At 57.7% G+C, this 26,396-nt stretch carries 30 protein-coding genes, 1 tRNA gene and 2 pseudogenes; 25 read left to right on the forward strand and 8 right to left on the reverse strand.

Translation table 11 applies throughout. The annotated features are described in order from the left end of the window. Positions 1-142: 142 nt before the first annotated feature. Positions 143-421, reverse strand: coding sequence for a Rho-binding antiterminator (locus FDY93_RS08865; protein WP_138235376.1), 279 nt, complete (start codon positions 419-421; stop codon positions 143-145). 262 nt (positions 422-683) lie between these two features. Here FDY93_RS08865 and FDY93_RS19955 point away from each other — a divergent pair. From FDY93_RS19955 to FDY93_RS08880, 3 genes and pseudogenes are all read left to right on the forward strand, one after another. After that, positions 684-746, forward strand: a pseudogene (locus FDY93_RS19955) (hypothetical protein); the annotation flags it as partial. A gap of 47 nt (positions 747-793) precedes the next feature. Then, positions 794-937, forward strand: a pseudogene (locus FDY93_RS19760) (RtcB family protein); the annotation flags it as partial. 6 nt (positions 938-943) lie between these two features. Beyond that, positions 944-2,062, forward strand: coding sequence for a CapA family protein (locus FDY93_RS08880; protein ID WP_138235378.1), 1,119 nt, complete (start codon positions 944-946; stop codon positions 2,060-2,062). Between the two features lie 44 nt (positions 2,063-2,106). Here FDY93_RS08880 and dbpA read toward each other — a convergent pair whose 3' ends face one another. After that, positions 2,107-3,528 (reverse strand): ATP-dependent RNA helicase DbpA, encoded by a 1,422-nt coding sequence (gene dbpA / locus FDY93_RS08885; protein ID WP_138235379.1) that lies wholly within the window; start codon positions 3,526-3,528, stop codon positions 2,107-2,109. Between the two features lie 136 nt (positions 3,529-3,664). Between dbpA and FDY93_RS08890 the strand changes: the two genes are divergently transcribed. The 6 genes from FDY93_RS08890 to FDY93_RS08915 all read left to right on the forward strand — a co-directional run bounded on the left by FDY93_RS08890 (position 3,665) and on the right by FDY93_RS08915 (position 9,890). Further along, entirely contained in the window at positions 3,665-3,988 is a 324-nt protein-coding gene (locus FDY93_RS08890) for an ArsR/SmtB family transcription factor (protein ID WP_138235380.1), read from the forward strand. 18 nt (positions 3,989-4,006) lie between these two features. Beyond that, on the forward strand, positions 4,007-4,459 hold the full coding sequence (locus FDY93_RS08895) for an SRPBCC family protein (protein WP_220446141.1): 453 nt from the start codon (positions 4,007-4,009) through the stop codon (positions 4,457-4,459). A 74-nt stretch (positions 4,460-4,533) separates the two neighbouring features. Next, entirely contained in the window at positions 4,534-4,899 is a 366-nt protein-coding gene (locus FDY93_RS08900) for a DoxX family protein (protein WP_138235381.1), read from the forward strand. A gap of 152 nt (positions 4,900-5,051) precedes the next feature. Beyond that, complete coding sequence (gene soxR / locus FDY93_RS08905; protein ID WP_281282509.1) at positions 5,052-5,555, forward strand: redox-sensitive transcriptional activator SoxR; 504 nt, start codon at positions 5,052-5,054, stop codon at positions 5,553-5,555. A gap of 169 nt (positions 5,556-5,724) precedes the next feature. Next, entirely contained in the window at positions 5,725-6,792 is a 1,068-nt protein-coding gene (locus FDY93_RS08910; protein WP_220446142.1) for an efflux RND transporter periplasmic adaptor subunit, read from the forward strand. Next, positions 6,789-9,890 carry an efflux RND transporter permease subunit gene (locus FDY93_RS08915; protein ID WP_138235383.1) on the forward strand — a complete coding sequence of 1,034 codons (3,102 nt, stop codon included), beginning with the start codon at positions 6,789-6,791 and terminating at the stop codon, positions 9,888-9,890. Before FDY93_RS08910 ends, FDY93_RS08915 begins: the two co-directional genes overlap by 4 nt. A 142-nt stretch (positions 9,891-10,032) precedes the next feature. Here the strand turns inward: FDY93_RS08915 and FDY93_RS08920 are convergent. Continuing rightward, positions 10,033-10,109, reverse strand: a tRNA-Arg gene (locus FDY93_RS08920). Between the two features lie 283 nt (positions 10,110-10,392). Then, positions 10,393-10,683: a DUF6471 domain-containing protein gene (locus FDY93_RS08925; RefSeq protein ID WP_138235384.1), complete on the reverse strand. Its 291-nt coding sequence runs from the start codon at positions 10,681-10,683 to the stop codon at positions 10,393-10,395. A 147-nt stretch (positions 10,684-10,830) separates the two neighbouring features. Between FDY93_RS08925 and FDY93_RS08930 the strand changes: the two genes are divergently transcribed. From FDY93_RS08930 to FDY93_RS08960, 7 genes are read left to right on the forward strand one after another with little or no spacing between them, the layout of a single operon-like run. Further along, the gene (locus FDY93_RS08930; RefSeq protein ID WP_138235385.1) at positions 10,831-11,235 is read left to right on the forward strand and encodes a DUF2170 family protein; all 405 of its coding nucleotides are present in this window, start codon (positions 10,831-10,833) and stop codon (positions 11,233-11,235) included. Further along, positions 11,232-11,927: a PspA/IM30 family protein gene (locus FDY93_RS08935; RefSeq protein WP_138235386.1), complete on the forward strand. Its 696-nt coding sequence runs from the start codon at positions 11,232-11,234 to the stop codon at positions 11,925-11,927. Before FDY93_RS08930 ends, FDY93_RS08935 begins: the two co-directional genes overlap by 4 nt. 3 nt (positions 11,928-11,930) lie before the next feature. Further along, complete coding sequence (locus FDY93_RS08940) at positions 11,931-13,004, forward strand: potassium channel family protein (protein WP_138235387.1); 1,074 nt, start codon at positions 11,931-11,933, stop codon at positions 13,002-13,004. Further along, complete coding sequence (locus FDY93_RS08945; RefSeq protein ID WP_138235388.1) at positions 12,989-13,639, forward strand: YjfK family protein; 651 nt, start codon at positions 12,989-12,991, stop codon at positions 13,637-13,639. The genes FDY93_RS08940 and FDY93_RS08945 overlap by 16 nt, the downstream gene beginning before the upstream one ends. A 15-nt stretch (positions 13,640-13,654) precedes the next feature. Continuing rightward, the gene (locus tag FDY93_RS08950; protein WP_138235389.1) at positions 13,655-14,071 is read left to right on the forward strand and encodes a DUF350 domain-containing protein; all 417 of its coding nucleotides are present in this window, start codon (positions 13,655-13,657) and stop codon (positions 14,069-14,071) included. 14 nt (positions 14,072-14,085) lie between these two features. Then, a complete protein-coding gene (locus tag FDY93_RS08955) occupies positions 14,086-14,688 on the forward strand; it encodes a DUF1190 domain-containing protein (RefSeq protein WP_138235390.1) in 603 nt (200 codons plus the stop codon). Positions 14,689-14,700: 12 nt separating this feature from the next. Continuing rightward, a complete protein-coding gene (locus FDY93_RS08960; RefSeq protein WP_246068529.1) occupies positions 14,701-15,879 on the forward strand; it encodes a glutathionylspermidine synthase family protein in 1,179 nt (392 codons plus the stop codon). Between the two features lie 20 nt (positions 15,880-15,899). Here FDY93_RS08960 and FDY93_RS08965 read toward each other — a convergent pair whose 3' ends face one another. Both FDY93_RS08965 and FDY93_RS08970 read right to left on the reverse strand, forming a co-directional pair. Further along, entirely contained in the window at positions 15,900-16,622 is a 723-nt protein-coding gene (locus FDY93_RS08965; RefSeq protein ID WP_138235392.1) for a pseudouridine synthase, read from the reverse strand. Positions 16,623-16,641: 19 nt separating this feature from the next. Continuing rightward, entirely contained in the window at positions 16,642-17,097 is a 456-nt protein-coding gene (locus tag FDY93_RS08970) for a YchJ family protein (RefSeq protein ID WP_246068519.1), read from the reverse strand. Positions 17,098-17,202: 105 nt separating this feature from the next. On the opposite strand from FDY93_RS08970, the gene FDY93_RS08975 reads away from it, so the two are divergent. From FDY93_RS08975 to FDY93_RS08990, 4 genes are all read left to right on the forward strand, one after another. Then, the gene (locus FDY93_RS08975; protein ID WP_138235393.1) at positions 17,203-17,541 is read left to right on the forward strand and encodes a hypothetical protein; all 339 of its coding nucleotides are present in this window, start codon (positions 17,203-17,205) and stop codon (positions 17,539-17,541) included. A 175-nt stretch (positions 17,542-17,716) separates the two neighbouring features. Continuing rightward, the gene (locus FDY93_RS08980) at positions 17,717-19,177 is read left to right on the forward strand and encodes an amidohydrolase (RefSeq protein ID WP_171018944.1); all 1,461 of its coding nucleotides are present in this window, start codon (positions 17,717-17,719) and stop codon (positions 19,175-19,177) included. Then, positions 19,174-20,481: an amidohydrolase family protein gene (locus FDY93_RS08985; RefSeq protein ID WP_246068520.1), complete on the forward strand. Its 1,308-nt coding sequence runs from the start codon at positions 19,174-19,176 to the stop codon at positions 20,479-20,481. Before FDY93_RS08980 ends, FDY93_RS08985 begins: the two co-directional genes overlap by 4 nt. A 9-nt stretch (positions 20,482-20,490) precedes the next feature. Then, positions 20,491-20,883, forward strand: a complete 393-nt coding sequence (locus FDY93_RS08990) for an MAPEG family protein (RefSeq protein ID WP_138235394.1) — start codon at positions 20,491-20,493, stop codon at positions 20,881-20,883. Positions 20,884-21,054: 171 nt separating this feature from the next. On the opposite strand, the gene FDY93_RS08995 is transcribed toward FDY93_RS08990, so the two are convergent. Further along, positions 21,055-21,357 (reverse strand): YebG family protein, encoded by a 303-nt coding sequence (locus FDY93_RS08995; RefSeq protein WP_138235395.1) that lies wholly within the window; start codon positions 21,355-21,357, stop codon positions 21,055-21,057. 575 nt (positions 21,358-21,932) lie between these two features. Between FDY93_RS08995 and FDY93_RS09000 the strand changes: the two genes are divergently transcribed. The 3 genes from FDY93_RS09000 to FDY93_RS09010 are packed head-to-tail and all read left to right on the forward strand — an operon-like array spanning position 21,933 to position 23,679. After that, positions 21,933-22,676, forward strand: a complete 744-nt coding sequence (locus FDY93_RS09000; RefSeq protein ID WP_246068521.1) for a DUF6249 domain-containing protein — start codon at positions 21,933-21,935, stop codon at positions 22,674-22,676. A gap of 12 nt (positions 22,677-22,688) precedes the next feature. Next, the gene (locus FDY93_RS09005) at positions 22,689-23,243 is read left to right on the forward strand and encodes a sigma-70 family RNA polymerase sigma factor (protein ID WP_138235397.1); all 555 of its coding nucleotides are present in this window, start codon (positions 22,689-22,691) and stop codon (positions 23,241-23,243) included. After that, positions 23,236-23,679, forward strand: coding sequence for a hypothetical protein (locus FDY93_RS09010; protein WP_138235398.1), 444 nt, complete (start codon positions 23,236-23,238; stop codon positions 23,677-23,679). The genes FDY93_RS09005 and FDY93_RS09010 overlap by 8 nt, the downstream gene beginning before the upstream one ends. A gap of 93 nt (positions 23,680-23,772) precedes the next feature. Here FDY93_RS09010 and FDY93_RS09015 read toward each other — a convergent pair whose 3' ends face one another. Then, positions 23,773-24,246 (reverse strand): LEA/WHy family protein, encoded by a 474-nt coding sequence (locus FDY93_RS09015; protein ID WP_138235399.1) that lies wholly within the window; start codon positions 24,244-24,246, stop codon positions 23,773-23,775. A gap of 281 nt (positions 24,247-24,527) precedes the next feature. On the opposite strand from FDY93_RS09015, the gene FDY93_RS09020 reads away from it, so the two are divergent. Together FDY93_RS09020 and FDY93_RS09025 are read left to right on the forward strand one after the other, a co-directional pair. Continuing rightward, the gene (locus FDY93_RS09020; protein ID WP_220446143.1) at positions 24,528-25,433 is read left to right on the forward strand and encodes a 2OG-Fe(II) oxygenase; all 906 of its coding nucleotides are present in this window, start codon (positions 24,528-24,530) and stop codon (positions 25,431-25,433) included. Further along, a complete protein-coding gene (locus FDY93_RS09025) occupies positions 25,433-26,386 on the forward strand; it encodes a mechanosensitive ion channel family protein (RefSeq protein ID WP_138235400.1) in 954 nt (317 codons plus the stop codon). The genes FDY93_RS09020 and FDY93_RS09025 overlap by 1 nt, the downstream gene beginning before the upstream one ends. The last annotated feature ends 10 nt before the right edge of the window (positions 26,387-26,396 follow it).

The following is a 26,396-nucleotide window of genomic DNA, read 5'->3' on the forward strand; positions in this document are numbered from 1 at the left end:
GCGCGCCGGGTAATCCGGTTGCGCAGAATCCTCTGTTGCGCAAAGGCGGCGCCCACGTCCGGGCAAAATCCGCCGAGCGCTTTAACAGCAAACAACAAACCAGAAAGGCGGCGCGGGAGTGGGAAGGCTCCCGCGGTCGGTTTCAGAGCCTGCCGTTATCTTCCGCCAGTACTACGCGACCGAAGCTGGCATCTTGATCCAGTGGCGTGATCGCCAACAGTCGATCAAGGCGAACCTCCTGCCGGCCTTCGTCCGTTTCCAGAATAAGAAACTCCTCCTTGCTTGGTGCTGTGCGCGTATCCAGTGCCTTGGCCACAAAGCTTGTCCCGTCCATTAACTCGACCTGCAGGCGGTAGCGGTGCATGCACGCGATCTCCAGGAAGTCGTGCTGATCGCAATTCAGTGGTTGATATTCGCTCATGATTCGCCTCCTGTTAGCAAGGCTGATTATAGGCACCCTATTTGGTCCGGTTGCAGACTCAGATCCCGACAATTCGCGCCTGAAAGTTTTTCCATCTTCCTGTCGTTCTATCCTATAGATGCCTGTTTGCTAACGAGGTGCGGCCGCGTGCTCTTTCTTTTTCGCGTTACCGTGAAGTACGGAGGCAATGAAACCGGCGCTTAACTTTCTATGCAGGTGAACGATGAAAGCCCACTGGGAACATTTCAGCCATGCGGCGGACATGGGGCTGCGGGGCTATGGTGATAGCAAGGCACAGGCGTTCGAGCAGATGGCGCTGGCGTTGACGGCAACGGTTACCGAGCTCGAAAGGGTGGCGCCGCTGCAGTCCGTAGACATTGTGTGTCAGTACGTGGTGTCGCCGAGGAGGTGCCAGGTGCCTACAAGGATGTGCGCGCCGTGGTGGATGCCGCGCAAAACGCCGGCCTGGCGCACAAGGTGGCGCGGATGGAGCCGCGTATTTGTATCAAAGGCTGAGACACTATGGCTGTGCGCAAGCCGCCCTGTGTTCGCTTGATACTCGCGGGCGACGTTATGACCGGCCGCGGTATCGACCAGATATTGCCGTGCGCCGGCGACCCGCAAATCTACGAATCCTATCTGCGCTCGGCGGAGGGCTATGTGGCATTGGCCGAGGCGCTTAATGGCCGGATCCCGGCCCCGGTACCTTTTACCTATGTTTGGGGTGGCGCGCTGTCGGCTATGGCGACGCGACAGCCGGATTGCCGGCTCGTTAACCTGGAAACCGCGGTTACCCGCTGCGATGACGCCTGGCCAGGGAAGGGGATCAACTACCGTATGCACCCTGGCAATATTCCGGTTCTCACCTCCGCCGGAATCGATATCTGCAGCCTTGCCAACAACCATGTGCTGGATTGGGGCTACGACGGACTCGCGGAAACCCTGCATAGCCTGCAGCGCGCTGGCGTGAAAACGGTCGGAGCCGGTCGCGACAGAGATGCGGCCGCGTCACCGGCCATCATGCACATCGGGAACAATCGACTGCTGGTATTTGCGGTCGGCCACCACAGCAGCGGAATTCCGGCGGAATGGGCCGCGACCACCGGCAAAGCCGGAGTGAATTTTATTGACGATCTGTCTGCGAAAACGGCGCAAGCACTTACACGGCAGTGGGAGTGCTACCGCCAGCCGGGAGATCTAGTGATTGTTTCCATTCATTGGGGTGGAAACTGGGGCTATGCTATTGAGCGCAGTAAAAGGGAATTCGCCCATCACTTGATCGATGGCGGCGCGGACCTGATATTCTGCCACTCGTCCCACCACCCTATGGGCATTGAAGTGTATCGTGAGCGCGCCATCTTCTATGGCTGTGGTGACCTGATCAACGACTATGAAGGTATCGGCGGCCACGAGAATTATCGTTCGCACTTGCGGCTGCTGTATTGCGTGGATCTCAAGCGCGAGAGTGGTGCACTGGGCGGGCTGGAATTGATTCCGTGGGAGACGTGTCGATTTCGCCTGCGTGCGCCCGCCGCTGCCGACCGCGACTGGCTGCTGGGAACCCTGGGTCGCGAATGTCATCTGCTAGGGGCGACGCTGGCATTATCAGACGGTGGAGAGTCGTTTTTGTTGCGCTGGTAAGCGATTTATTTGCCCATATTTCAGGTTAATCTTTCAACAGTAAATCACACACTAACAATCCGCGCGCGGAAATTTCGGCCCTTGATTTTTCCACGGCCAAGCTTGTTCAGTGCAACCTTAGCCACAGGTCTCTCCACTGCAACAAACGTAGAAAAGTCGAAAATCTGAATCTTACCGATCTGGTTGCCGTCGATCCCGCCTTCGCCGGTCAGAGCGCCAACCACGTCGCCCGCGCGCACCTTCTGTTTTTTTCCGCCGTCGATCTGCAGGGTGGACATTAATGGCCGGGGTGGGCCGAAGCCTTTAGGTAGGGTTGGTATTTCGAGCAGCGTGATGGGTTGCTGTTGCAATTCCTCCAGCCGCTCTACTTTATAGATTTCCTTTTTGCTCACGAGGGTAAGGGCGATGCCTTTCTGGCCGGCGCGACCGGTGCGGCCGATACGGTGCACGTGCACTTCCGGGTCGCGGGAGAGGTGGTAGTTCACCACCATGGGCAATTCTTCAATATCCAGCCCGCGCGCGGCTACGTCGGTAGCAACAAGGATCGTGGCACTGCCGTTCGCGAACAGGGCAAGGGTGCGGTCGCGGTCTTTCTGTTCCATGTCACCGTGCAGAGCGAGGGCGGCAAAGCCGGCGCTTTTCAGGGACTGGGCGGCCTCATCGGTTTCTTTCTTGGTATTGCAAAACACTACCGCGGAAGACGGGGAATGGCTGGCCAGCAGCTGGTGCAACGCGGTGGGCCGCTGCTCTTCGTTTTCTACCCGGTAGTATTTTTGTTCGATGGTGCTTTGGGTGTGGGCGGTGGTCACTTCCACTTTCACGGGGTCGCGCAGCACCCGCGTTGCCAGGGCGTCGATGGTTTTCGGGTAGGTGGCGGAGAACAGTAGGGTCTGCCGCTGCTTTGGCAACTCGGCGAGGATCTGGTCCAGCACCGCCTGGAAACCCATATCCAGCATGCGGTCGGCTTCGTCGAGCACCAGAGTGTGTACATCACCGAGGTTGAGGTTGCCTTTGCGCAGATGGTCTTCAATACGGCCAGGTGTGCCGACCACGATATGGGCGCCGTGTTTCAACGAGCCAATCTGAGGCCCGAACGGCATGCCGCCGCACAGGGTGAGGATCTTGATGTTGTGAATGGCGCGTGCCAGCTTGCGCAGTTCCCGCGCCACCTGGTCGGCCAGCTCGCGGGTAGGGCACAGCACCAGTGCCTGCACGCGGAAACGCTCGGGCTGGAGTTTGTGCAGTACACCGAGGCCGAAGGCGACGGTTTTGCCCGAGCCGGTTTTGGCCTGGCCGATAACGTCCCGTCCTTCCACGATGGCGGGCAGGGCCGCGGCCTGGATTTCGGTGAGCTGCCTGAAGCCGAGGTCCTGCAGGTTCTGCAGGAGTGAGGGCTGCAACGGCAGCGACTGGAAATCGCGCGGGGCGGAGGTATTCGGGGCGCGGGTATTGTTATCGTCGGGCATGGCGTAAGGGGCTTGTTTGGAGGGAAAGCGGGGCATTGTAGGTAAGTGGCAAGTGATTTCCCACTACTGACTGCTTGACTGATCCATAACCCAATGGTTATGCTTTGTCTCATAACCAGCTAGTTATGAGTTTGAGATGACCGATCCGCGTGATGCATTGTTCAAGTCGCTTTCCGACCCGACCCGACGGGCCCTGTTTGAGCAGTTGTGCCGCGGCGGTGAACAGACGGTAGGAGAGCTGACCGCGCATGCCAAAGTCTCTCAACCGGCGGTCTCCAAACATCTCGGAGTGCTCAAGCAGGCGGGTTTGGTGCGCGATCGCCGAGAAGGGCGGGAAACGCACTATCGACCCCAGCCCGATGCTCTCTCGCCACTGCTCGACTGGACCAGTGAAATGGCAGCCTTCTGGGAGCGGCGCTTTGATGATCTGGAAGATCTTCTGAAACGAATGGACCAGTAACGGAAATAAGGCGGAATAATGAGTGAAGTGCAGAGTAGAGCAAGCAATATTATGACGGGCGACGAGCGCACTGTTGTGGTCGAGCGGGAGTTTTCGCATCCACCCGAAAAGCTCTGGCGCGCGCTGACGTTGCCGCATCTGATTGAAGAGTGGTTGATGAAAAATAATTTCAGGCCGGTGCAGGGGCATCACTTCAATCTTCAGGGCGAGTGGGGCGGAGTGCTGGACTGCGAGGTGCTGATCGTCGAGCAGAACAAGCGGCTGTCCTATACCTGGAATTTTCCGCACGAGAATCAGGAATTCAATCTGGAGAGCGTGGTGACATTCACGTTGACGCCCACGGATACGGGTACACGACTACGCATGGAGCAGCGGGGTTTCAGGCCGCATCAGAAGCAGGCTTATCAGGGTGCCAAGTTTGGATGGAGGAACTTTTTCTCAGCGCTGGAGGGCGTCCTGGAACGCTCGTGACAGGGTTGTAGATACCGATTTTGGGCACCGGTCAGGTGTTGTCATTGGAAATTTGAACGTTAATTGGAGGCAAAGTGAATATATTTTTGTGGGTTCTTCAGGTGCTCCTCGCCCTGCACACGGCAACAGGTGCAGTGTGGAAGTTTTCCAACACGGCACAGAGCGTGCCTTCCCTCGGGGCGATCCCTCACGGGGCCTGGTTGGCGCTTGGGGTTGTGGAACTGATACTGAGTTTGTGTCTGGTGCTTCCGGCCTTCTATAAGCCGTTGGCCGTCCTTGTGCCAATTGCCGCGGTCTTGATTGCGATGGAGATGTTGCTTTTCTGCGCGCTGCACTTTGCTTCGGGCGAGGCGGGTTACAGCTCGGTGGTTTACTGGCTGGTTGTTGCCGCGATAGCTGGGGTTATCGCTTATGGAAGGTTTGTACTCAAGCCGCATTGAGTGGTGGGTGAGACTGGAGGAGACGTTGGGGGCGAGCGCTCCCTCGGGCCATCTAGCATCACGCCTTGGTCTGCAAAAATACGTCCCGCCATCTTGCCAAAGTACTCTCTGATTATTTATAAAACCTCAATCAACATTGAGGTTTTATAGTTATGGCGGTAATGAAATCAAAGGCGAAATCCGGGGCCAAAGCAAAAGCGGTCAATGCCGAGGCGCGTGAGTTGAGTGTGGGAGAGGTTGCACGCCGTGCGGGTGTTGCTGTTTCCGCCATTCATTTCTATGAGTCCAAGGGGCTGATCAACAGTTGTCGCAATGCGGGCAACCAGCGCCGGTATTCCCCCGGTGTGTTGCGATACCTTGCCATTGTCAAGGTTGCGCAGCGGGTGGGTATCTCGCTCGAGGAGATCAGGGAGGTACTGGGAACTTATGACTATGGTCGCAAGATGTGCGCGACTCAGTGGAAGGCGAGCGCTTCCAAATGGAGGGACAGCCTCGACCAGCGCATCGAAACCCTGCTGCGGCTCCGCAACGAGATCGACGGCTGTATCGGCTGCGGCTGCCTGTCGCTGAAATGCTGCCCCCTGAGAAATCCCGACGACGTGCTCGGCAAGGAGGGCCCGGGAGCCAGAATTCTGGAAAGGCCGTCAAAAACTTGATATTGGCCCTTTACCTTAACTTAGGTTGATGTTTTATAAAGCGCCCCTAGACGCGGTATCGCGACTTTTAACCGGAGTTTTCCAGGGGTGATGAATGAGTGACCAACTGACAAGAGCTGTATCTTCCAGCGGTGGCAATCGATGGATTTCAATTGCCGCGGTATTGCTGATGTGTAGTTTGATCGCCTTCGCGATGTGGGCGTGGCGGGTGAGTAAATCTTCCAATGCGGCTTGGAGCCGCGGGCCGGTCCACGTGATTGCGGAAACGGTCCAGCCCGAGGAAGTGCAGGTGAGCCTCCAGGCGTTGGGCGAATTGCGCGCGGTGCAGCAGGTGGACCTGGCTTCTGAGGTGTCTGGCCGGGTCGCTTCCATTCACTTTATTGCGGGCCAGCAGGTCGTCGCCGGTGATCTGCTGGTACAGCTCGATGATTCTATCGAACAGGCGGATCTCTCTGCCGCCAAAGCCAGCGAGGCGTTTGCCTTGCAGCAACTCACCCGGGCAAAAGAGCTTGCCCCTAGCGGCGCCATCACCAAGGAAACGCTACAACAGCGCCAGGCCGAATTCGATCAAAGCACGGCCAGGGTAAAGCAGTTGGAGGCGCGCATCCTGCAAAAGCGCATAGTGGCCCCCTTCGCTGGCGAAGTGGGGCTTCGCCGCGTGGATCTTGGGCAGTATCTTAATGCCGGCGACGAGGTGGCTTCGTTGACGGACGCCGGTCAACTGTTCGTAAACTTTGATATTCCGCAGCAGGTCGTCAACCGTGTGAAGGTGGGGCAGTCTCTGGCAGTGAGTGTCGGTACTCCCGGGATAGACACGGTGCCGGCGACGATCAGTGCTATCGAACCGCAAGTGGGGCGCGATACACGCAACGCGACAGTACAGGGCATCGTAGATAACAGGCAGCACAATCTGCAGCCGGGCATGTACGCCACCGTGCATGTTGCCATGCCACCTGAATCCAACGCACTGATGCTGCCGGCATCCGCGGTATTGGCATCACCTTCCGGCGATACGGTGCTCGTGGTGCGGGATCTCACCGCAGACAAGATTGGAACGGCAGACTTTGTACCGGTCTCCATTGGTCGGAGAATCGGAGACCGTGTCATGGTAAACCGGGGGCTGGCTGAAGGTGACGTGATTGTTACCGAGGGGCAGTTGCGTGTGCAGAAGGGCAGTGCGCTGAAGATCGTCAATGGCAATGCCGAGGCGGTTGCCCAGCAAGGAAACGCGCCATGAAGTTTACCGACCTGTTTATCCAGCGCCCGATTCTGTCGATCACTGTCAGTATCATGATTTTATTAACCGGGTTTGCTGCGCTTTTCTCGCTGCCGGTCCGGCAGTATCCGCAAATGGAAAGTGCCACTATCGCGATCTCTACACAGTACCCGGGCGCCTCCCAGGAGGTCATTCAGGGCTTTGTTACCACGCCCATTTCCCAGGCAGTGGCGACCGCGAGTGGGATTGAATATCTCACCTCCACGTCCACCATGGGCTCCAGTGAGATCAAGGCGAAGCTGGTATTGAACGCGGATGCCGACCGGGCGATGACGGAAATTCTGGCAAAACTGCAGGAGGTGAAGTTCCGGCTACCTGAAGGCGCATCGGATCCCCGTGTGCAGAAAATGACGGACGGGGTCTCGGCGGTACAGTATCTGACGTTTACCAGTGATCAACTGAGTGTTCCGGAAATTACCGACTATGTTTCCCGGGTAGTGCAACCGCTGATCACTTCCATTTCCGGGGTGTCTTCGGCAGATGTTTCCGGTGGCCAGACTTTTGCCATGCGCCTGTGGGTGGATCCCATTAAACTGGCCGCCCACGAAATGACCGCGGGAGATCTGACCAACGCACTGCGGGCCAACAACGTACAGGCGGCACCAGGGGCATTGCGCGGCAGGGATACGCTGATTCCCATCACCGCGGCCACGGACCTGCGCAGCATCGAGGATTTTCGCAACATGGTGGTGAAGCGCGCGGACAACAGTATCGTGCGCTTGAGCGATGTGGCGACCGTCGAGCTGGGCGGACACAACTACGACTCCAGTTTTTACGGCAGTGGCTCGACCGCTGTCTCCCTGGGGATTACTCCGACGCCTGATGGCAACCCACTCAATATCGTGGCGGACGTAGAAGATCTGCTACCGGACCTGCGGGCATCCGCACCGCCCGGTGTGCAAATTGCCAATGTGTTCGATACGGCGCGCTTTGTGAATGCTTCTATCGATGAAGTAATCAAGACGCTGCTCGAAGCGGTGATTATCGTTATTGCCGTGATCTACCTCTTTCTGGGGTCGCTGCGCGCGGTCATCATTCCCATCGTTACGATTCCGTTGTCTCTGGTCGGTACCGCGGTATTGATGATGATGTTCGGGTTTTCCCTGAACCTGCTGACATTGCTGGCGATGGTTTTGGCTATTGGCCTGGTGGTCGATGATGCCATTGTTGTGGTGGAAAATATTCACCGGCATATCGAGGAGGGGTTGTCACCGGTCAGGGCAGCGCTGATCGGTGCGCGGGAAATTGTCTGGCCCGTGATTGGGATGACTATCACTCTGGCCGCAGTGTACGCGCCCATCGGCTTGATGGGTGGATTGACCGGGGCGCTGTTCAAGGAGTTTGCGTTTACCCTGGCGTGTTCGGTGATCGTGTCGGGCATTGTCGCGCTGACTTTGTCGCCGATGATGAGTAGTTACCTGCTCGACAGCAAACTGTCCGAAGGGCGTTTTGCGCAAAGCGTGGAGAAAACCATGCACCGCCTGTCGACCCGTTACGAGAGTATGCTGGGGCATGCCCTGAACGCGCGCGCTGCGGTGCTGGTGTTGTGTGTTGTGATCATGGGCGCGATTGTGGTGCTGTTTCTCGGTACCAAACGTGAGTTGGCGCCCGGTGAGGACCAGGGTTATGTGTTTGCCTCGGTGAAGGCGCCGCAATACGCGAACCTCAATTACACCGAGCGATCCGTCGATCAGGTCGAAAGTATCTTCCGCACCATGCCGGATTATCAGGCCAGCTTCTTTGTCAACGGTATGGGCGGACAGAACAATGCCTTTGGTGGCATTGTGCTGACGCCATGGAAAGACCGAAAAATGTCGGCCTCTGAGGTGGAGGGGGCGATCAATGGTCAGAGTGCGGGTGTTACCGGTGCCGCAGTGACCGCGTTCCAACCGGCACCGCTACCTGCGGGTAGTGGTGGATTGCCTGTCCAGATGGTGTTGCGTGCGCCCATTGCATTTTCCGAACTGTACAGCAGCCTGGAAGCGATCAAGGGAGCTGCCTGGGGCAGCGGGCTGTTTGCCTATGTAGACAGTGATCTGGCCTTCGACAGCCCCCAGGCCAGGCTGAAGATCAATACCGCCAAGGCTGGGGAAATGGGGGTGACCATGAATGAGATTGCCGAGACCCTCGCCACTCTGGTTGGCGAGAACTATATCAACCGGTTCAACTGGTTCGACCGTTCCTACGATGTGATTGCGCAGGTGCTGCAGGAAAACCGGCGTACCCCGGATGACCTCACCGGCTACTATGTGCGCGCGCAGTCCGGCAAGCTGGTACCGCTGTCTACAGTGGTGGAGGTAAACGTGGAATCGCAAGCAAACCGATTGCCGCAGTTCAACCAGATGAACTCGATAACCCTGTCCGCGGTGTTGATGCCCGGCGTCACTATGGGGCAGGCGGTGGACTTTCTTAAAAGTCAGCCGCTGCCTGCTGGTGCCTCCATTGATTGGCTTTCCGATAGCCGCCAGTTTGTGAAGGAGGGCAATCAACTGGTGTTTTCCTTCGGATTTGCGCTGGTGGTGATTTTCCTGGTTCTGGCTGCACAGTACGAGAGTTTCCGGGATCCACTGGTGATTCTTGTCACGGTACCACTGGCGATTTGTGGTGCACTACTGCCGCTCTGGCTGGGTTATGCCACCATGAATATCTATACGCAGATCGGCTTGGTGACATTGATCGGTTTGATTTCCAAACATGGGATCCTGATGGTTTCTTTTGCCAACGATATACAAAAGCGTGAAGGAAAGGCGCCGGTGGATGCCATCCGCAAAGCTGCCGTCATTCGTATGCGTCCAATCCTGATGACCACTGCGGCGATGGTAGCGGGGCTGATTCCTCTGTTGTTCTCGGGGGGTGCCGGTGCAGCGAGCCGCTTCTCTATCGGCGTAGTGGTTGTGGCGGGAATGCTAATCGGAACCTTGTTCACATTGTTTGTACTGCCGACCCTGTACAGCGTGCTGGCAAGGGATCACCGGCTGGCAAGTACGTCGGAACGCGCAGCGCACAGCGATGGCTTCGGGGGGGAGAGTGGACTTACAAAACACTCTGGTGTTTTGTGACCCTTCGGGCTTAGTTGCACTCGGGATCAACTCGCTTTGCGAGTTGATCGAACCGGGAGGTTTGTCCCCCGGCCGGGTGAAGCCCAATATGTAGCGAAGAAACAAAAAAGCCCGATCCTTGCGGATCGGGCTTTTTTATATATGGCGCACTCGGGAGGATTCGAACCTCCGACCGCTCGGTTCGTAGCCGAGTACTCTATCCAGCTGAGCTACGAGTGCGTTGGGGTGCGAACAATATGGATTGCGCCTGGGTGAGTCAAGTGTTTTTTGAAAATTTCCTGGAATCCACTCGTTACCATTTTTCCGTACCACTGATGGGGTTTGTTCTTGTCTCGTAGGCCATGACCTTGAAGGGCTTGCTGCCGTATACGTTGAGGTCCGGTGTTTCACTGGCGCGCCGGGCATGCACTTGGGTCTGTGGGCGGCGAGTTCAGAGGCCGTCGTGGTAACTGAGATCAGCGTGCCGAGTAGGGCGGTAATAAAAGCTGCACAGATCTGGTTTTTAATCCTTGTTTTGCAATTCCTGCGTCTGCTTGAGAATATCGGGCACCGCGCTGCTCTCGACGCCGAGGACATCGATAATCGCGACAAACAGGTCGGCAGAAAACATGCATTTGCTGACTTTGCTGCGCAGGTTTTCCGGGGTGACGGTGATCCCCCGCTGAGCCAGGGCATCGGCGAGGTCGTTGTAGCGTACATTTTTCAGTGCCATCGAGGCGCGCACATAGCGGGCGATGGCCTGCTTGTAGGGGGTCAGGGCGCGGTGGTTCTCCAGGCTTTGCTTGTGATCCATTGTTTGTAATCCAACTGTCCGCTCATATTTGTTGCTCATGATAACCTTACGTGTCTTATTTGCAACAAAAGTGCCGTATAGGTGTTGACCGCTCAATTTTTACTGTTATATTTGTGACTCATATTCCACATCAACAAGGGAGTTGAAATGACCTGGAACAACGAAAACCTGCGCCAGCTGGCCGAGCAGCACCCGGACTGGGTGGTCGAGGCGGAGGGCGATTGCCTGAGCGTTTCTAATGACGAGGGCGTCGACGCCTTTGTTTATGTGGGCGAGCGGCAGATCGTAGTAGAGAGCATCCTGTTTCCTGTCAGCCAGGTAGAAGACGCGGCGGCACTGAACAAGCTGATCCTGCAAACGCACCAGCTGGTGCCGTTGACCACTGTCGCCATCAAGCATATCGGCGGTGAAGATTACTACGTGGCTTTCGGGGCGCTGTCTGTGTCCAGTAAGGATGAAGTGGTGATTGAAGAAATTGAAACCCTGTTTGGTAACGTGGGTGACTTCCTGGATTTGTACTCAGCACATTTTGAACTGGAGGGTGTAGCATGAGCCTGAAAAAACTTTGGACCGCACTGCGCGGCGCGGTCAATGAAGGTGCTGAAGCTGTTGCTGACAGCCAGTCTTTGCGTATTCTGGACCAGGAGCTGCGCGATGCTAAAACCGAGCTGAAAGCCTGCGACGAAAATCTGACCAAGATCATGGCCAAGCGCAAGCTGGCCGAGAACAAGGCCAAGGCCCTGCAGGCGGATATCGACAATTACACCAACCACGCCATCGCGGCCAGCGAGAAGGGCGACGATGCCCTGGCCATCGAGTGTGCCGAGCGGGTTGCGGATCTGGAGTCCCAGCTGGAAATGGAGCAGAGCATTCTGCAGGGCTTCAAATCTTCCGAGGTCACCCTGAAGAGCAACATCTCCAAGGCAAAGGCCAATGTGCGCCGCATGGAACAGCAGATCGACCAGATCAAGGCGACTGAGTCTGTGCAGAAAGCCCAGATAGCGGTCTCCTCCCGCCATATGGGTGCCAACAGCAAGGTAAAGACCGCGCTGGATAGCATGGAGCGTATCAAGGCGAAGCAGCAGCAGCGTGCGGCGGAGCTGGAAGCGGCGGAAGAGCTGGCCACTGAAGAAAGTGGTTCCAGTCTGGATGCCAAATTGAAGCAGGCTGGTATTACCCCGGGCGGCCAGGTGAGCGGTAGCGATAAGCTGGCTCAACTGCTGGCCAAGCGCACCCAGGCTTAAAACATGGTTCTGTATAAAGTGCGACGCCTTTTGGCGTCGCTTTTTATTAGGGCTTCCGGAACCACGGTCATCCTTGCTGCGGCAGTATATGTACTGAGCAGTTATCTGCTGCTTACTTTTGCCGGTGAGGCGGAGATAGTTGCGCCGGAGAATTTCTTCTACTGGCTGGTCGTGACTGCCTCCACCGTTGGCTACGGGGATTTTTCTCCAAGTACGCCGGTGGGCAAGTTGGCGGTCAGTCTCTGGGTTATTCCTCTGGGCTTGAGCCTATTTGCGATGATTGTCACACGTGTGGGCTTTGGTATTTCTGAATTTGTACAGCGGGGCAAGAAAGGTTTACGCAAAATGAACCATCAAAACCATACCGTTATCATCGGCTGGAACGGCACCCGCACATTGCGCCTGATCGAACTGTTGCTGTCCAAAACCAACGGCAATGCGTCGGAGATAGTGCTTTGTGTCGAGGCGGAAATTGAAAACCCCATGCCGAAACAGATTGATTTCGTGCGGGTGGAATCCTTCTCTCACGCAGAAAGCATGCAGCGCGCCAGCCTGGATAAAGCAGCGCGAATCATCATCGACAATCCGCTGGATGATGTGACCCTGACTACGGCCCTGTTCTGCGACAAAATGAGCCCGAACAGCCACAAAACGGCTTACTTTCAGGACGAAAATGTCGGGGAGTTGCTGCGTGGCCACTGCCCGAAAATCGAATGTATTCCGTCTGTCGCGGTCGAGCTACTCGCCAAGTCCTCTCTCGATCCCGGTTCTGCGCGTCTGCACCGGCAGTTGCTGGATAGCACCTACGGTATGACACAGTACAGTGTGGAATATCGCGGTGAGCAGCCGCTTTCGGTGGGTGCGCTGTTTGATCATTTCAAGCACGGCCTGTCTGCAACCCTGATCGGTGTGCGCCGGGCCGGTGAACAGACGATTGCGATTAATCCGGCACTGAACGAGAATGTCGCCGCCGGCGATACCCTCTATTACATCGCCGCGGAGCGTTTGCCGGAAAAACGCTGTTTCGACGTAAAAATTACCGAAAGGGAAGCGCTCGGGGAATGTTTGACAAGCTGATTAATAAATTCAAAAAGCCCGAAGTGAAGCCGCAAACCCCGGAAATTATGGGGCTGCGGATGGGTGCAAGCTTTGAAGTCGATCCGCTGGCAATCCGCCTGATACTGGAAGAGCTGGCGATTGAGACCTTCGAACCCACCCAGATCATCAAGGCGGCCGGTGTGGTCGAACTGGATGGTACCTGGGTATACCGTTTCTATACCGATGACGATGCCTGGTTGCAGGTGGTCGCGGAAGGCGGTCGGCGGGACGAAAACGTGGTAGATGTAAAGCTCTTCCATTTTTACGACACCCGCGATGTATCCACAGAGAGCACCTGGAACAACCTGCTGAACCGCGAAATTGGCGCTGCCAGCTATATGCTGGATGGTCGCAATTACGAACGCGTATGGACGGCCACCGGGGATTACCACAACCCGGTGCATATGGTGGAAACCACCTACGACGAAGACGGCAGCCACTCCAGCACAGATCAGTTCACCATGCTGTTTGAGCGTCCGCTGTCGGATCAGCGCACCGAATCCTTATTTCTTTCTGCGGAAGAAAAACTGGAGGCTGGGGGTTACCTCAGCCGCTGTCTGGTACTCAGTACCGGCATTTCTCTCACACCTTCACAAATTACAATTCACGGATAACAAGGAGTAGTACCCATGGAGCAGTCTTACGATTTATTGGCTGGCATCCTGCATTTTGCCGCTTATTTCGGCCTGTCGCTGGTGTTGTTGATCGCATTCAAATTTTTGTATGCACTGGTCACACCCCATGATGAATGGAAATTGATCCGTGAAGACAAAAATACGGCAGCGGCCATTGGCTTTGGTGGTGCCGTGCTGGGTTTTGCGATTGCCCTTGGGGGTGCCGCGAGCAATTCCGTCTCCCTGCTGGACTTTGCTACCTGGGCGCTGATCGCTCTGGTTGCGCAGTTGCTGGCGTTCGCCATTATTCGTTTCCTGTTTATGCCGCGCATCGTGTCCCGTATTGAAGAGGGCGAGATCAGCGCGGGCGTCATGCTGGCTGCGACCACCATTGCGGTAGGCGTACTGAACGCTGCCTGCATGTCCTACTGAACGGAGGCCGTGCAATGAAATCATTGAAACGTACAGCGGCGATCAACCTCGACCGGATGCGCAAAAATCCGGGCCGCAATTTTGTGCTGCGTCCCATCGCCCTTGGCATCGTGGCGGCGCTGATGGGCTGTAGTTCCAAGGAGGAAGTAAAAGTTGTCGCCTCTGTAGCGGACTGTGTCGACCAGACCGAGCTCGATCAGGCCCAGTGCGAGGCCGCGTATCAGCAGGCCCTGCAGGAAGCCGAGCGCACCGGCCCGAAATACGATTCGCGCCAGTTGTGTGAGGCGGAGTTTGGCAATTGCCGCCAGTCCGGCAGCTTTTTCCTGCCGCTGATGACCGGTTTTATGGTCGGACAGATGCTGGATGGGCGCGACCGCCGTCAATACTACAATCCGGTTTATCGTTACACCAATCCTTACTCCGGGCATTACGACCGATTGATGACCTCCGACGGCAGCGTAATCGGCCGTTCCGGCAAGGTGAACTACACGGTTCCATCCACGGCGACCAAGCCCAAACCCACGGTGACCAAAACTGTGTCCCGCGGTGGCTTTGGTTCCGTTGCGTCCGCCAAGTCCAGCTGGGGTGGCGGCCGTTCCGGGGGTTGGGGAGGCTAAGCTTTGCTGCGTATGCCCATCAACCCGCGCCCGGACTGGAAGGAAAGGGCGCGGGAGTTCGGCTTCGGCTTTCATACCATGTACGGCGAGCCTTACTGGGATGAAAGTGCCTATTATCAGTTCACCCTCGAGCAGATAGAGCGGGATCTGGAAGATCCCAGTGAAGAAATTCATCGGATGTGCCTGGAGGTCGTGGCCCGCGTGATAGCGGACGACGAACTCATGCGTCGCTTCTGTATCCCCGAGCGCCACTGGGATTTTGTGCGCAACTCCTGGGAGAGCGGCGATCCCAGCCTCTATTCCCGGTTGGACTTTGCCTATACCGGCAAGGGCCCGGCAAAGCTTTACGAGAACAACGCCGATACACCCACCAGCCTGTTTGAAACTGGCTTCTGGCAGTGGTTGTGGTTGCAGGACAATGTCGACCGGGGAGCCTTGCCTCGTCAGGCCGATCAGTTCAACAGCCTGCAGGAAAAGCTCGTCAATCGCTTTCGCGATCTGCAGTTTCTGACCCCCGGCCGGGCGCTGCACTTTGCCTGCTGCAAAGGTACCGAGGAAGATCGCGGTACCGTGCAGTATTTGCAGGACTGTGCGCGGGAAGCGGGCATCGAAGAGCACTTTGTCTTTATTGAAGATATCGGCCGCGATACGGAAGGGCGCTTCACGGATTTGCAGGATCAGGTGATCAGCTGGATGTTCAAGCTCTACCCCTGGGAGTTTATGTTCCGGGAAGAGTTCGGCGATTACCTGGGTGGCAACAATATCCGCTGGCTGGAGCCGCCGTGGAAGGCCATTCTCTCCAACAAGGCCCTGTTGCCCATGTTGTGGCGCATGTTTCCGGGGCACCCCAACTTGTTGCCGGCATTCTTTGAAGACGAGCTGGATCAGGCGGCGGAATTTGACGAATTGGTGAAAAAGCCGATTTTCTCCCGGGAGGGGGCCAATATTTCCATCGTCAAATCCGCGTCTTCCGATCGGGCCGGCCACAAGACAGAGGTTTTATCAGATGGGCCTTACGGAGAGGAGGGCTATATCTATCAGGCCATGTACCCCTTGCCAAAATTCGGCAAGAACTACACCTTGATAGGTAGCTGGCTGATCGACGACGAGGCCGCCGGTATTTCCATTCGCGAAGACAGCGGCCTGATCACACTGGACTCCAGCCGTTATCTGCCACACATCATTCTCTGATTTCCACTCGATACCCCGGACTATTGAATATCCCAGTCCAGGATTTCAGCCAATGAACGGAAGCACCCCTGTAGCGGTGCTTCCAGCTTCAGTCGTTCATTGCTGACAGGGTGAACCAGCTCCAGCCGGTGCGCGTGCAGCAGCAATCGCCCGCAGCCGAAATGCTCCGAAAAGAAGCGGTTATGCACCGATTTCCCGTATTTGGGGCAGCCAATCAGTGGGTGCTGGATGTGCTTGAAGTGACGGCGTATCTGGTGGCGACGCCCGGTTTTCAGCTGTACTTCCACCAGGGAGTAGCGACTGCTGGGGTAGCGGTCTACGGCAATCGGAATTTCAACCGTATTGAGCCTGCGGAATAGTGTGACGGCATCCTGGCGAGGCAGTTCGCTTTTGGGGCGCTTACGCTGGTGTTTAAAGTCCGCCACCGGAGGCAGTGGGTGGTCGATAACACCCTGTTCGGGACAGTAGCCGCGGCACACCGCCAGATACTGTTTAACCGACGTGTCGCTGTCGAGCTGCGCCTGCAATCGCGCCGCTACATCACTGCTTTTTGCAAACACGATGACGCCGGAGGTGGGCTTGTCCAGCCGGTGCACCGGGTATAGATGGCAGCCGGTCAGGTCTCGCAGGGTCTGCAGCAGGAGGCGGGTTTCGTGGCGGTCGATATCGGAGCGGTGCACCAGCCAGCCCTCGGGCTTATAAGCGGCGACAAGGTACTCGTCTTCGAAAATCAGCTTCGGCATGTCCCCCGGAGCTGCGAACTCAGGGCCAGTCACTGAGCGGCTCCACATAGACCCAGCGCTTCTTGTATAGCTTGAATAGGGAGATTTCGTGCAGAGCGGATTCGCCACTACCGTCGCCATTGCGGAACCAGGCTGTAAACTCGACCACGGATTTCTTCAGCCCCTGTTTGCTCTTGACGACTTCCAGCCGGCACCAGTCGGTGTTGAGGTCGTCTGCGCTCAGGTCCGGGCAGGTGTCCGGGTGCCAGCTTTTGCGTAAGTACGGCAGATTGCCGGTCACATAGGCGGAGAAGCGGCTGCGCATCAGTGCTTCCGCCGTATTGGGATAGGCCTGACCGGAGAGATATAGGCCGCAGCAGTGGGCGAAAGGTTTACCGGAGCAGCAGTGGCAGAGTTGGGACATAGAGTTGGGGCATAGCGTTGAGACATGAGTGATCTGTGGAATGATCGGCGGAATATAGGAACTTGCGCGCATGATAACAGCGGCGCGTGAGACTGGCAGGTCAATTATGGGAGGGAAGGGCGCGCCACAGCTGCTAGGCTTAAGAATGTGGTAAACGACTGCGCGGGTATCGTCTATATGAAATGTTGGCCCCTCTGCTCCGGATCGTTCCAGGTTTACGCAGCGGCCGGTGCCGTGATCGGCTGCGTGATGTCGGGTGCGGCAGTTTCCCAGACGGTGGAAAGCGGCCAGCAGCAGCGGGGAGGCCAGAGCCCGAGCCTGGCCTTCTGCCAGGAGCGGTTCTTCAAACAGGACGACGGACTGCTGCGCTGCAACTGGGCGGTGAACTTCAATTTTGCCTGCTTTATTTCCTACCCGTCCAACAAAGTGGTTCAGGCGGGGGCGCTGCTCTCTGAGCCGGAAGTGGTGGGCGAATGCGATAACGGCGAACGCATTATCAAAATCCTGCATTACTGACCTTCGAACTCGCCGGCTATCCGCAGGCTTCTCCGCCTGCGCTTCCCAATATCTGTTGAGTCAGAATTTACGTTGCCAATTGATGCATGCGGCAACTGGCGCATTCCCGAATTGCTGCTAGCATGGCGAAGTTTTCACCATGGTTTCCTGATAATAGCAAGACATAGGAGGGGGAATGCGGTTCACTCTGAACTCGAATATCGCCGCGCGGCATTTGTCGACTGTGGTGTGCGGTGCGCTGCTGGTAACGGCACTGGTGTCCTGCGGTGGTGGCAAGGCGGAAAAACATGAGGGGCCGGACTTTTCCCGTCAGGGCGCTTTTCCTTCCAGCTATAAGGCAGACGAGGCTGCGCCGGTGCTGATCCGCGGTGCGACACTCCTGACCGGCACCGGTGAGCAGATGGTCAACGCCGATATCCTGTTGAAAGATGGCAAGATCGCGGCCATCGGCGAGGGGTTGAAGGCCCCGAAAAAAGGCATGGTAGTTGAGGGCGCCGGCAAGTGGGTGACCCCGGGGATTATCGACGTGCACTCCCACCTCGGGAATTATCCCGCACCCTCTATTGAATCCTCCCAGGATGGCAACGAGATGACCGCGCCCAACACGGCGCAGGTGTGGGCGGAGCACTCGGTCTGGACCCAGGATCCCCAGTTCGCACTGGCGCTCGCCGGCGGCGTGACCACCCTGCAGATCCTTCCCGGTTCCGCCAACCTGTTTGGTGGCCGCGGCGTGACCCTGAAAAACGTTCCCGGGCGCAGCGTGCAGGATATGAAATTCCCCGGTGCGCCCTATGGTCTGAAAATGGCCTGCGGGGAGAATCCCAAGCGGGTGTACGGTGGCAAGGGAACCCTTCCATCCACGCGTATGGGCAATGTGGCGGGTTATCGTCAGGCCTGGATCGACGCGGCGGCCTACCGCGACAAGTGGGACGACTACGAAAAAAATGGCGGTGAAGAACCGGAGCGTGACTTGCAGCTGGAAACCCTTGCCGGCGTTTTGAATGGCGAAATCCTGGTGCACAACCACTGCTACCGCGGTGAGGAAATGGCCATCATGATGGACGTGGCTAAGGAATTCGGATTCCAGATTACCGCGTTCCACCACGCAGTGGAGGCCTATAAAGTGGCGGACCTGCTGGCGGAGAACAATGTCTGCGCCGCGGTGTGGGCCGACTGGTGGGGCTTCAAGCACGAGGCCTTCGACATGACCGAGGCCAATCTCGCCATTATTGACCAGGCCAAGGCCTGCGGCATGATCCACTCGGATTCCGAAATCGGTATCCAGCACCTGAACGAGGAAACCGCCAAGGCCATGGTGGCTGGTCAGCGCGCCGGTTTTGCGATCGAACCACGTCATGCAGTGGCGTGGATGACTCTCAACCCGGCCAAGGCGCTGGGCATCGACGACGTTACCGGCAGCCTGGAAAAGGGCAAGATGGCGGACCTGGTAGTGTGGTCCCGCAATCCGTTCAGCGTGTACGCCAAGGCGGAAAAGGTATTTATTGACGGCAACCTGATGTACGACCGCAGCAATCCCGAGCGTCAGCCCCACAGTGACTTTGAGCTGGGCATTATGGATGCGGAAGGTGTGCGACTGTCCGGCAGCGATGTGGAAACCCAGGGAGGTGCACAATGATCGGCGTTAAACAGCGTTGCGGGATTGCCGCGCGGCTCGCTTTGGTTTCACTGGTGGCCATGGTGCTGGCGGCTGCGGCGCAGGCACAGACGGTGCTGATCAAAAATGCAAAGATCGTCACGCTGACGGACCAGGGTACCCTGGCGTCCGCGGATTTGCTGGTGCGCGACGGGCGCATTGAACAGATCGCCGACAATCTGGGGGACCTGAACGCGGACCTGATCATCGATGGCTACGGCAAGGTGATAACCCCCGGCCTGATTGCGCCGAGCAGTGAACTCGGGTTGACCGAAATCGGTGCCGCCGCCTCCACCAACGATGGCGCGGTGCTGGATAGCGCCATTGGGGCGGGTTTCGATCCGTCGGTGGCCTACAACCCGCGCTCGACCCTGATCCCGTTCAATCGGGCTGGTGGTCTGACCCGCGCCGTCGTAGTGCCGAGCAGTGAGGAAAAAATCTTCGCGGGGCAGGGCTTCGCCATCAAACTTACCGGCGAATTCGACAGTATTATCGACACCGGGCTGGTGCAAAAGGTGTATTTCGGCGAGTACGGTGCGCAATTGGCGGGTGGCAGTCGCGCGCGGGCCTACGAGCAGATTGAAGGTGCACTGCAACAGGCTGTGGAGTACAACCGCAATCGCGATGCCATTCGTAAGGGTGCATGGCGGGAGCTGGAGTTCTCCATCGCGGATCTCGAGGCGCTGCAACCGCTGATAGAAGGCGAGCAGTCGCTGCTGGTCAGTGCCAACCGAGCCAGCGATCTGCTGCAGATGCTGGCGCTGGCCAAAAAATACAATCTAAAGCTTATCATTCAGGGCGCCGCGGAAGGTTGGATGGTGGCGGACCAGTTGGCCGCCGCGCGGGTGCCGGTGGTGATTGACGCGCTGGGGAATTCTCCCGATGCGTTCGAGAAACTCGGCGCACGCCTGGACAACGCCGCGCTGATGCAGAAAGCCGGTGTACTGGTGGCGATCAGTGGCCCGGGTTACGCGGGTTCTCATAACAGTTACCTGTCCCGCCAGGGGGCTGGCAACGCCGTGGCTTACGGTCTGCCATTTGAAGAGGGCGTGAGGGCCATCAGTGCCAATGTCGCGACCATCTTCGGCCTGGAGGGCGGGGTTCTGGCCCCCGGTAGCCGGGCGGATCTGGTGCTGTGGAGTGGCGATCCGCTGGAAGTCACCAGTTTCGCGGAAATGGTGCTGATTGACGGCAAGCCGCAGTCATTGGTAACCCGCTCGACGCGCCTGCGTGACCGCTATCTGCACCCGCAGGCCGGTACCGGGCATGGCTATAAACTGAAGTAAGGAATAAAAATGCAAAATGTGGAAATTACCGCACTCTATGCGGGTTTGTGTGCGTTGCTGGTGCTTGCGCTGGCATTCAAAGTGGTGGGTTTTCGCCGAGGAAAGAAGGTGGGGATCGGCACTGGCGGCGACAAGGAGGGCTCGATACTGATCCGGGCCCATGCCAATGCGGTGGAATATATCCCACTGGCGCTGATCCTGATGTTGATCGCCGAGCTTAACGGCCTGGCGCCCTTGTGGCTGCACTGTCTCGGCGGCGCATTGGTGTTCGCGAGACTGCTGCATGCTATCGGTCTGATCGGCGGCAAGGGAGGCTACCATCCGGGGCGCTTCTTCGGCACCTTGCTGACCTGGCTGGTGATCGCCACTCTGGCGCTGATAGATATCGCCGCTGTGCTCTGATCGAGTGACCGCTACGCGCGCGGCCATTATTCCGCGGCCACAAAAAAAGCCCGGCGGGGGCCGGGCAGAGTACAGGGATGGAAAAAGGTGAGGCTTCCATTCTCCCCAGAGGAGAGGGATGCCCCGGGATCGGGTCGCCCGGCCAACGGGGGACAGGCCGGGCGGCGCGAATTACTGGTTTGCCGCGAGCGGAGTTACGTTCTCGCTCTGGGCATTTGATTCGTTGAAGCTTTCATCCTCAGTGAGCAGGTCTTCCGGCTTGCCCTTGCACGCCCGGGCCAGGACTTCGCGACGCTTCGCCAGCATCAGGCCAATTTCTTCGCTTGCCTGCTCGGAAACGCCCGCAACATGGCGCTCGATCAGCGCGGTGATGTTTGCGGCCAGTTCCAGCATCTTGTCGTGTTCTTCGGCGTCTTTCTTGTTGTCGAACATGGCTCCGTCTCTATCACATTTCCAAACGGCTACTACCGCCATAAGGGCCTCCTGTTGTTCTGGAAAAATTGCTCTGGAAAAATTGTCTTGGCTGATTGCTGACCAGTGCAGTCGCAGGCTGTATCCCGCAAACATTGGTTAACTTGTTATTGGCCGGGATGCACACAAGGTAACTGTATAGGTATCCAGTGTCAACCGCGATTTGAGCCCCGGTGAACCGATTGGGGAGATTCGCAGCGAGAGAATTTCTCGAGGCCATTGCATCCAAAACGGAACTCTCCCGCGTCCATCTGTTGAACGGGTAAGACGCATTCGGTCCCCGGGGCCGGGCAGATGGCCAGTAGTCGCCCCCCTGATGCGGAGTGATCGAAAAAGGTACAATCTGGTGCCAGTGCGGCGCCTTTGCCGCGGGAATATATGCCTGCGGGCTGTTTCCCGGTACTGCTTCCAGGACCAATTTGAGTAAGAGCGAGATAACACGAATGAGAGCGAGCAATTCACATGTTCAGCGCCGGTCACCGGTTTGGGGCTTCGCGTTGGCGGCGTCCCTGGCTGTGGGGTTGTCCGGAAACCTGGTTGCCCAAGAAGCGGGGGAGGCGGCAGCACCAGTACCTCCTGTGCCGCCCGCACCCGAAGTGGCGCCGGCACCTGAGGCGAAGGTCTCCAAGCAGGTGAGGATTCTGCGCCAGGAGGACGGGAGTCTGCGTATTCACGCCCGTGATGAGAATGGCGAGAGTGCCAATGTGGAGATCAACCTCGGCGAGGAGTTTGGCGGTGCGGTAACCCGCCGGATCTACGAGAAGCTTGAGGAGAAGGGCATTCTCGATGAGAAGGGCCTGGTGGTGGATGAGGCGCTGGAATCCGTGCCACGCAACATCGAAATCGGTATCAAGGCCGAGATGGAACAGGCCGAACGCGCGCGGGAGCGGGCCGAACGCGCTCGCGAGCGTGCGGAACGAGATATGCATCATGGGCACGATATCGAACAATATCGCCCGCGGGACATGGAGTGGCTGATCGGCATTTTCGCCATTCTGGGATTTTTCGGTATGCCGATCCTGATCGTGTGGCTGGTGACCCGCAACAGCTACCGCAAGAAGCAACTGGTGATGGAGAACATCAACCGCCTGGTATCGGAAGGTCGCGATATTCCGCCGGAACTCCTCGATGCGATGGAAGGTGAAGGGCGCCGCAACACCAAGGACCGGGGCTTTACACTGATTGCTGTGGGCGCTGCGATCTTTATCTGGCTGACCGCGACCGCTGGCCTGGGGGTCGGTAGCCTGGGCCTGATTCCGCTGTTCATCGGTATAGCCCGCTATATCAACTGGAAACTCGATCAGCAGCAGCAAGCAGGTTAAGGACGGCCATCCATGAGCCTCAATGATGAGGACCTGATCCGGCGCGTCGTCGAAGACGGGGACCAGCGGGCCTATGCCCAGCTGGTTCGTTGCTATCAGTCACGGCTGCGTTTCTCGCTTCGTCAGCTGTGCGATGGCGACCAGGCGCTCGCCGACGATATGGCGCAGGAGGCTTTTATCAAAGCCTATAAGGCGCTGCCTGCTTTTCGGGGGGATGCGCGATTCAGCACCTGGCTGTATCGCATCGCCTACAATCTGGTCATGAGTCACAAGCGCAAGAATGCGCCGGACGTGGACCAGGATGCGGTAGATCGGGCCCAGGCCAGCGAGAGCGTCGAAGAAGCGCTGCAGCTGGGGATGGCCAGAGATTTGAATTCGGCTATGGGGGAATTGAGTGACGTCCAGCGGCAGGCGGTGCATCTGTGCATGCAGCGCGGCTTTTCACACGAAGAGGCCGCGAGCATTATGAAGTTGCCGCTGGGCACGGTAAAATCCCACGTCAATCGCGCGCGGGCCAAACTGCAGACCCTACTGCAGGCCTGGCGAGAGGAGGTAGTCAATGGCTGATTTCAAACAGCAGTCAGCACAACCCCGAAACACATCTGGTGATGCTTCTGGGAGTGATAGTAAAGGCATGGTTACCAAAGACGGTTTCACGCAGCCCGGGCTGCGGCCGGATATGACAGACGGTGAGCCGGATTTTGACACTTGGCTGTCGCAGCAACTGCAGTTCAACGAACCGCATCTGGACGATGATGGCTTTTGCGAACGGGTGATGGCAGATTTGCCTCCGGTTCCGGCGAAGCGCGCAGAGCGTCGAGCCTCCCGCTTTCAATATGCGGCGGTGGTGGCTGCTTCCGCCATCGTCTGCTGGCAGTTCCCGCTCGATCAGGTACTGGCGTCACTGGCGGAGCAGAGCATCAGCCTGTACAGCCTGGTGGGCCTGAGCATTGCGAGTTCCATGGCTGCCATGACTGGCGGAATTCTGGCCGCGCGGCGCTGATCTGATCCCGGCGTCCAGGCGGCAATTTCCTTCCAGCCGGAGGTTTTCCTCCGGCTTTAACCTCTCTTCTATTTGTCTCTGCTCTCTCCCCCTTTATCGACTGTATTGCCCCAATGGTATTTCGCCGCGCTTGGTTACGCGGATGGCGGGCAGGAGGGTGCGCTGCAGCCCGAGCTTGGCCTCCAACTCATAGGGCACGGTGTTACCCTGCAACTGAAGCAATTCCGCGGCCGCCATAAATGAACCCATCAGGTTGGCGGAGGCGTCGACGACAATGGCCTCCTGTCCGTAGGCCGGGATTACCGGTAGCGTGTTGGACGTGCCAGTGATCACTTTGTGTCCCGCCAGTTTAAGGGTGTAGTAGAGGCCGGACAGCGCCAGGTCCGTGTCATTGGGATTGAATACTCGCAAATGGATGCGGAAACGCAGATCGCCGCTGTGGTTGTTCGGCAGGGGCTCCAGCGCCGTCACTTGTACCTCGGGGGTTTCAAAATCCGGCGAGAGGGTTGCGCAGCCCTGCAGGGAAAGGGCGACCAGCAGAGTGACCAGTAGAATGGGTACATTCATGGCCCGGCATACCGCTTTGTAGGCGGACGGATTAATTCGTGCAAAAAGTGGAAGCAAATGACTCACTGTTCCCCCTTGGGATACGGTTGGATTGGTCGGTAAAAGACCGCATTCGCGACAAAGGGTTCAGCGCGCGGGCAACCTGGGCACCCGGGAAGCCCGGTTTGAGTCGTCGGGTTTCGCGGGGATTTGTACACAGGGCTATACTCTGGTCCCAGTACGGTGTCAATTTGGAGCGACACTGGAGGGGCGTAGGGCAAAGTAGGGCAAAGGAGTGTCTTGTGGAGTTTGCGCAGTTACAGCCGGATCTGCAGCAGTGGATACGGGATGCCATAAAGCGTGGTCAGAGCCTCGCTGCAATGATGGATGCCCTGCTGAAAGCGGGGTATCGGCCCGAGATTGAACGCGCTGTGCAACAGTGTTTGGCCAGTCAGGATTTGGCTGACCATGAGACCGGTGCCGTGACGGCGGAGGCTGCCGCGGAGCACGGATCTGCAACCGCGGTGGAGGATGGCAAGCGCTTTCGGCTGTTTGAGTTGAGTGCAAATTGCATCGACCTTAATGATCGCCAGGTGGAGGTGCTGCTGGCCATGCGGCAACCCAACGTCGTTCTGTTTGGTAATCTGCTCTGTGACTGGGAATGCGATGCCCTGATCGAATCGTCGCGCCCGAAGCTTACGCCTTCGCGCGTGGTCAATGCCGACAAAGGAACCTACGAGCTTAAACGCGACGTGCGCACCAGCTCTGGGGCTTTCTTTCAGCGCGGGGAAACCCCACTGGTCGCCGCCATCGAATCCCGCCTGTCCCGTCTGTTGGGGGTGGCCGAAAGCCGGGGTGAACCGCTGCAGATTCTTCACTATCCGCCCGGGGCTGAATATCGGCCGCACTACGATTTCTTTGATCCGGCGCGCCCCGGAAACCAGCGGGTTCTGTCAATGGGCGGGCAGCGTGTGGGTACCCTGATCATTTACCTGAACGATGTAAAGGCCGGCGGTTCTACGGTGTTTCCCAAAATCGGCCTGGATATCCTGCCCAAGAAAGGCTGCGGCCTGTTCTTCTCCTATGCCGATGATGCCGGCGGCCTGGATTACCAGACGCTACACGGTGGCAGCCCCGTGGTGGCGGGGGAAAAATGGATTGCCACCAAGTGGTTGCGCCTGGGGGATTACCTGGCGCGGAGCGACTGATGGGCGGGCAGGAGCAGCCCCCGGGGGGCGACAAAGCGGAAGAGCTGGCGGAGTCACTGAAGCTCGCGGAGGTCGCCCCTTCGTCGTTGCCGGAAATTCTGGATACGGTGACGGCTTCTATTCTCAACATCTGGAAGGCATTTCTCGGCCATATCCCGTTTATCGTCGCCAGTATGCTGATGCTGGTGCTGACTTGGGTGGTGGCCACGCTGGTGGGGCGTTGCGTGTTCCGCTTCGCCAGGCGAACCACTCAACGCCCTTCTCTGCAACATCTGCTGGTGCGCCTCGCCAAGATCGTGGTTTGGGTGATCGGGCTGCTGTTTACCGCGATGATCATGTTCCCGGGTTTAACGCCGGCGCGCGCTCTGGGTGGCCTGGGGTTGCTGTCGGTGGCGGTTGGTTTGGCATTCAAGGATATTTTCGAGAATTTTTTCGCCGGCATCCTGATCCTGTGGCGCTTTCCTTTCGAAGCTGGAGATGTCATCAAGTGCGAAGAGGTGCAGGGGCGGGTGGAGCAGGTGGATGTGCGCAATACCGCAATTCGCCGCACCACTGGGGAGCTGGTGATCGTACCCAACCTTTTCCTGTTCAAGAATCCGGTGGAAATTCTCACCGATCGCAGCAAACGCCGCTTTACCATCATTGTGGGGGTCAGCTATGACGTGGATCTCTCAGCCGCAGTGACCGTTATTACACAGGCGGTAGAGTCCTGTGAGTCGGTGCGCGACGACGAACCGGTGCAGATCTTTCCGCGTGCTTTTGCCGACAGCAGTATCGAAATCGAGGTCACCTGGTGGGGCGGTTCAACGCCACTGCAAGAGCGGGAGTCCCGGGGGGAGGTAGTCCGTGTGGTCAAGCAGGCATTGGATGCCGCTGGTATGGAAATTCCCTTCCCATACCGGACGCTGGTGCTCAGAGACCCCTTGAGGTTGGAAGAGGCTCACAGCAAGTAAGAGGTTGGTG

Source organism: Microbulbifer harenosus, assembly GCF_005771435.1.
Taxonomy (GTDB): Bacteria; Pseudomonadota; Gammaproteobacteria; order Pseudomonadales; family Cellvibrionaceae; genus Microbulbifer; species Microbulbifer harenosus.